This is a genomic window from Roseomonas sp. TAS13, from assembly GCF_001950415.1.
GTDB lineage: Bacteria > Pseudomonadota > Alphaproteobacteria > Acetobacterales > Acetobacteraceae > Roseomonas > Roseomonas mucosa.
The window spans coordinates 1-6,186 of sequence record NZ_BDLP01000264.1 but is presented as its reverse complement, the minus strand read 5'-3'; the positions used below and the strand labels follow the sequence as shown (position 1 = coordinate 6,186).

General features: G+C 70.5%; 4 protein-coding genes and 1 pseudogene. 3 read left to right on the top strand and 2 right to left on the bottom strand.

Annotated elements, in window-relative coordinates:
- Together ROTAS13_RS17525 and ROTAS13_RS17520 are read right to left on the bottom strand one after the other, a co-directional pair.
- Positions 1 to 409 (bottom strand): annotated as a pseudogene (locus ROTAS13_RS17525) (hypothetical protein); the annotation flags it as partial.
- Positions 410 to 585: 176 nt separating this feature from the next.
- Positions 586 to 1,272: an MBL fold metallo-hydrolase gene (locus ROTAS13_RS17520; protein ID WP_075822978.1), complete on the bottom strand. Its 687-nt coding sequence runs from the start codon at positions 1,270 to 1,272 to the stop codon at positions 586 to 588.
- Positions 1,273 to 1,445: 173 nt separating this feature from the next.
- On the opposite strand from ROTAS13_RS17520, the gene thrC reads away from it, so the two are divergent.
- The 3 genes from thrC to ROTAS13_RS17505 all read left to right on the top strand — a co-directional run.
- Positions 1,446 to 2,852, top strand: a complete 1,407-nt coding sequence (gene thrC / locus ROTAS13_RS17515) for a threonine synthase (RefSeq protein WP_058390117.1) — start codon at positions 1,446 to 1,448, stop codon at positions 2,850 to 2,852.
- A gap of 365 nt (positions 2,853 to 3,217) precedes the next feature.
- On the top strand, positions 3,218 to 5,698 hold the full coding sequence (locus tag ROTAS13_RS17510; RefSeq protein WP_075822977.1) for a cellulase family glycosylhydrolase: 2,481 nt from the start codon (positions 3,218 to 3,220) through the stop codon (positions 5,696 to 5,698).
- A gap of 207 nt (positions 5,699 to 5,905) precedes the next feature.
- Positions 5,906 to 6,186: SLC13 family permease (locus ROTAS13_RS17505; RefSeq protein WP_371329201.1), on the top strand; the 281-nt coding region annotated here is incomplete at its 3' end.

The window sequence follows — 6,186 nt, the reverse complement described above, 5'->3', positions numbered from 1 at the left end:
TCGCCTTACGGTGGAGCTGTGCGTAGATGTGATCAAGAGACAGCTCGGGGAACACCGTGTCGAGATGCGAGCAGATCACCACCAGCCCCGCCTGCGGGTCGGTGCCGGGCCGCAGCGCGGTGACGTTGCCCTCCGCGTCCCGCGCCACATCCGCGAGCCCCTGCGCCCGCAGCATCTCCCCATAGGCCGCCGCCCGCCTCGCCTCGCCAAAGGGTGGCGAGGCGATCTCGGCGATGCGGATGATCTCCGACACCGTGCGCTCATGGTCCTGCCGCACGAAGGCATCCGCCTTGCGGAACGCCTCGCCGGACAGCAGCCGCGTCACCTCGCCCGCCACCTCCGGCCCACCTTCCGAGACCAGGGCCTCCCGCAGCGCAGGCAACATGGCAGGCGGGGAAAGCTCGTTCATGGCAGGGGCCTCCGGAATTCCGGGCGCGGAGGCTCCGCCCGTTGCCCGGCCCGGTCAAGGCCAGGCAACCTCCGGTCCGCGCCCGACCGGCGCCGCCGCTCCGTCCCCGGGGTGGAAAGGCCCTGCCTTTCCCCCGGCGGGCGGCCACAGGGCGCAACGCCGCCCGTATCACGCCCTCAGCGCGACTGCTCCAGCACATAGACATGCGGCGCATCCGCCGGCAGCGTCTCCGGCGTCAGTTCCAGGCTCGGCCCGCCGACCCGCGTTACCCGTCCCGGCGGCACCCGCGCCAGGAAGGTCTCGACCGGCTCGATCGGCAGGATGCCGCGCGGGTTGTAATAGTGCATCGGGATGACCACCCGCGGCCCGATGGCCTCGATCGCCGCGTCCAGGTCGTCCAGCGCGATGGTCGCATGCGCGCCGGTCAGCGCCAGCAGGATGTCCACCTGCCCGCGCAGCGCCTCCAGCTGCCTCGGGTCCACCGGGTTGCCGATATCGCCCATGTGCAGCACCCGCAGCCCGCCCAGGGTGAAGTGGTAGAGCGCATTGGCATCCGGGTCCCGCCCCGCCGCCGCCTGGAAGTCGAAGGTCAGGCTCTCATAGGCCGGAAAGGAGCGGACCGGGATGCCCAGCACCTCCACCCCCTCGGGCGGCAGCTCCAGCGTGTTGATCACCACCGGCTCGCCCCGGATATGGCTGGGGTCGGAATGGAACTCGTCGGTGGCCGAGCTCATCAGCACCAGGTCCGCCGGCTCGTCGATCGGGTCGAAGCGGCTGAGCGGCGGCTTGTAGGGATCGGTGATCACCACCACCCCATCCGCCTCCAGCCGGAAGCTCGCATGCGCGTAGAACGTGATCTTCACGATTCCCTCCGCTCCATCCAGGACCGTTTCCGGGGCGGCCTCCCGCCCGGACCCCTCCCATAACGGCCCACCCCGGCCTTCGTCCCGGAATCTTCGGTGAAGCCGCGTCCCGCGTCCCACCCCCCTCATCCCGCATGGCTTCCTGCCGCCCACCCGGCTATACGCTGCCTCCCATGCGATACGTCTCCACCCGCGGCGAGGCTCCGGCCCGCGACTTCCCGGGCGTCCTGCTCGCCGGCCTGGCCGAGGATGGCGGCCTCTTCGTCCCCGAGACCTGGCCCTCCCTCTCCGCCGCCGAATGGCGCGCGATGCGCGGCCTGCCCTATCCGGAACTGGCCGCGCGCATCGTCGGCCTCTTCACCGGCGGCACGATCCCGGACGCCGCCCTGCGCCGCATGACGGAGGAGGCCTACGCCTCCTTCAACCATCCCGCCATCGCCCCGCTGGTGCAGCTCGACACCCGCAGCTTCGCGCTGGAGCTCTTCCACGGCCCCACGCTCGCCTTCAAGGACATGGCGATGCAGCTCCTGGGCCGGCTCTTCGACCATGTCCTGGCCGAGCGTGGCGAGCGCGTGACCATCGTCGGCGCCACCTCCGGTGACACCGGCTCCGCCGCCATCGAGGCCTGCCGCGACCGCGCCAACATCGACATCGTCATCCTGCACCCGCAGGGCCGCACCTCCGAGGTGCAGCGCCGGCAGATGACCACCGTCCTCGCCTCCAACGTCCACAACCTGGCCGTGGAAGGCGATTTCGACACCTGCCAGGATCTCGTGAAGGCGATGTTCGCCGACGCCCCCTTCCGGCGGGAGATGAACCTTTCCGCGGTGAACTCGATCAACTGGGCCCGCGTCGCCGCCCAGATCCCCTACTACGCCTATGCCGCCCTGGCGCTCGGCGCCCCCGACCGCCCGGTCGCCGTCTCCGTCCCCACCGGCAATTTCGGCAATGTGCTGGCCGCCTGGGCGGCCCGGAAGATGGGCCTGCCGATCGAGCGGCTGATCATCTCCTCCAACCGCAACGACATCCTGCCGCGCTTCTTCACGGCCAATGACATGTCCGCCCGGCCGGTGGAGCCCTCCCTCTCCCCCAGCATGGACATCCAGGTCTCCTCGAACTTCGAGCGCCTGCTCTTCGAGCTCCTGGACCGCGACCCCGCCGCCACCGCCCAGGCCATGCGCGGCTTCCGCGAAACCGGCCGCATGCCCGTCCCCGATGCCGCCTGGCAGCGCGCGGCGGAACTCTTCCGCGGCGTCGCCCTGGACGACGAGGGCACGCTGCGGGAGATGCGCCGCGTCCACGCCACCACCGGCTGGCTGCCCGACCCGCACAGCGCCACCGCCACCTACGCCGCCCGCGCCCTGGCGCCCGAGGACCCGGCGATCCCGGTGATCGTCGCCGCCACTGCCCACCCCGCGAAATTCCCCGACGCGGCGGAACAGGCAGTCGGCTTCCGCCCCGCCCTCCCCCCGCACCTCGCCGACCTCTTCACCCGCGAGGAACGCCTGGAACTCCTCCCCGGCGATCTCGCCCAGGTCGAGGGCGCCGTCCGCCGCCACGCGCGCCGCAACCGGGCCTGAACCCTCCGGCCCCCGGAGTTCCCCCACGGCCAGCCGGGAAAGGCCTTGCCTCCCCCGGACCCTATCCACCAGGGGCCTGGACCTCCCCTTCGCTGGCGCTCGCCGATGCCGGATCGCGCCGGGAATCATGGCTTCCCGGCGACTGCCGGTGCCACCAGCACCAACCCGGGGCATGGTCTGGGGAGATACGATCTTCCCAGCGGTGGGGACCGGGGGAGGCGGCGCCTCCACCAGGGCCAACCATGGGCGCGACGCCGCACGCCCCCCATTCTTGACGTTTCGCGAAAGCATGTTTCCGGAATTGCAACTGTTCCGCGCCTGATGTCTCATGCGCTGCAACACCCGGATTCGGAACGCCCTCGCCCATGGCATCGTCCCTGACCTACAACGTCGCCAGCGACTGGGGCGCCGGCTTCGTCGCGAACATGGCCATCCAGGCGGGCGACACGGCCCTGAACGGCTGGCTCGTGGAATTCGACGCCGCCTTCACCATCACCAACCTTTGGGGCGGCGAGATCGTCAGCCATGTCGGCACGCACTACGTCGTGCGGAACCTGTCCTGGAACGCTACCGTTCCCGCCAACGGCCAGCTCGGATTCGGCTTCCAGGCCACCACCGGCGCCGCCGGCAGCCAGGCCGCCAACCTCGCCCTGAACGGCACCGCCGCCGCGCCCCCCGCCACCCTGCCCGAGCTCTCCGTCGCCGATGTCTCGGTCGCCGAGGGCAACAGCGGCAGCAAGGTCCTGACCTTCACCGTCGCCCTGTCCAAAGCCGCCAGCGGCCCGGTCACGCTGCACTACGTCACGGCGGACGGCACCGCGACGGCAGGCAGCGACTATGCCGCCGCCTCCGGCACCCTCACCTTCGCGGCCGGGGAAACCAGCAAGACCGTCAGCGTCACCGTCTCCGGCGACACACTGGTGGAGGCCAACGAGAGCTTCCTGCTCAACCTTTCCGATGCGAGCGGCGCCACCATCGCCCGCGCCAGCGCCACCGGCACCATCCTCAACGACGACACCGCCGCCACCCCGCCGAAGCTCAGCGTCAGCGACGTCTCCGTCACGGAAGGCAATCCCGGCACCTCCGGCACGGGCACCGCCGCCACCGGCTGGTTCAGCACCCGGGGCAACCAGATCGTCGATGCCGGCGGCAACATCGTGAAGATCGCCGGGGTGAACTGGTTCGGGCTGGAATCCTCCAACGAGGCGCCGCACGGCCTCTGGGCGCGCGGCTACAAGGAGATGATGGACCAGATGGTGGATCTGGGCTTCAACACCATCCGCCTCCCCTTCTCCACCGACCTGCTGCACGGCGGCATGCCCAGCGGCATCGACTTCAGCAAGAACCCCGACCTGCAGGGCCTGACCGGCCTCCAGATCATGGACCGGATCGTGGACTATGCCGGCCAGGTCGGCCTGCGCATCATCCTCGACCACCACCGCAGCGATGCCGGCGCCGGCACCTCCGGCAACGGCCTCTGGTACGACGACGCGCATCCGGAATCGCAGTGGATCGGCGACTGGCAGATGCTGGCCGCCCGCTATGCCGGCGATCCGACCGTCATCGGCGCCGACCTGCACAACGAGCCCTATAACGGCACCTGGGGCACCGGCACCGCCACCGACTGGGCCGCGGCGGCGGAACGCGCCGGCAACGCGATCGGGGAGGTCAACCCGAACTGGCTGATCTTCGTCGAGGGCATCGGCACCTATGACGGCCAGAACTACTGGTGGGGCGGCAACCTCATGGGCGTGCGCGACCGCCCCGTCACGCTCGACGTCGCCAACAAGCTCGTCTACTCGGCCCACGACTACCCGAACTCGATCTATGCCCAGCCCTGGTTCCAGGGCGCGAATTTCGGCGACACGCTGACCCAGAAATTCGACCAGATGTGGGGCTACATCTACAAGGAAGGCATCGCGCCGGTCTATCTCGGCGAGTTCGGCAGCAGGATGGCCGACGCCAAGGACCTCGTCTGGCTCGACAAGATCACCGCCTACCTCTCCGGCGACCTCGACGCCAACGGCACCCACGACATCGCCGCGGGCCAGCAGGGCATCAGCTGGACCTGGTGGTCCTGGAACCCGAATTCCGGCGACACCGGCGGCATCCTCCAGGATGACTGGACCTCGGTGAACGCCGCCAAGGTGGCGGAGCTGCAGCCGATCCAGTTCAGCCTCGACGGCAGCACCGCCACCCCCGGCACCGCGGGCGACGCTCATGTGGCGCTCTTCACCGTCACCCTCTCCGCCGCCGCCGGCACCGCCGTCACCGTCGACTTCGGCACCGTTCCCGGCACCGCCACGGCCGAGGACTTCACCGCCGCTTCCGGCAGGCTGACCTTCGCCCCGGGCGAGACCAGCAAGACCGTCGCCATCGCCATCGGGGCGGACAGCGCGGCCGAGGCGGACGAGACCTTCTCCTTCGTCCTCTCCAGCCCCTCCGGCGCCACCCTCCTGGACGGCACCGCCACCGCCACCATCCTGAACGACGACGCCGGCACTTCCACCGGGGGCTCGACCGGCGGCGGAACCGGCGGCACGGGCTCCGCCGGCAGCGGCCTCGACGCCAGCTTCGCCGTCACCAATGCCTGGAACAACGGCTTCCAGGGCGCCGTCACGGTCCACAACGAAGGCGCCGCCACGGTTTCCGACTGGGAGTTCGAGCTGAAGATCAGCAACGAGATCACCCAGATCTGGAACGCCGAGATCGTCTCCCGCACCAGCAGTGGCTACATCATCCACAACGCGGCCTGGAACGGCGGCATCGCCGGCGATGGCGAGATCAGCTTCGGCTTCCTGGCCAGCGGGCAGGCCAATCCGGCACAGGTGGACTTCGCCTTCTGACCGGGGTGGGGATGCCGCCGCCCTGATATCGCCCCGCCCGGTTCACCCGGGCGGCGGAATGGGATAGTCCCGCCCCAGATCCCGGCCGCCCCGCCTTCCGCCCCGGCACCGGCCGGGGCGCTCCAAGGGGGAGCCCCCCCCCGAGGGAACGCCCCCTCGGGGCCGGACGATCCAGGGCGGCGGAAGGACCGGCATGACCTCTCCCTCGTGGCGCGATCGCCTTCCGGCCCGCCGATGACCGCCCAGCTCGCCACGGTGCTGGCCCTCCTCGGCCTGGCCATCGGGATGTTCGTGACCGGCCGCCCCCGCACGGATGTGGTGGCGCTGCTCATGCTGCTCCTCCTGCCCCTCACCGGCACCGTCACCGTGCCGGAGGCCCTGGCCGGCTTCGGCGATGCCAGCGTCCTGCTCGTCGCGGCCCTCTTCGTCGTCGGCGAGGGCCTGGTCCGCACCCTGTCTCTTGATCACAAGTCTCGACGTCAGCATAG

Coding starts and splice junctions, on each gene's coding strand:
- thrC (WP_058390117.1), top strand. CDS start 1,446: ATGCGATACGTCTCCACCCGCGGCGAGGCTCCGGCCCGCGACTTCCCG.
- ROTAS13_RS17510 (WP_075822977.1), top strand. CDS start 3,218: ATGGCATCGTCCCTGACCTACAACGTCGCCAGCGACTGGGGCGCCGGC.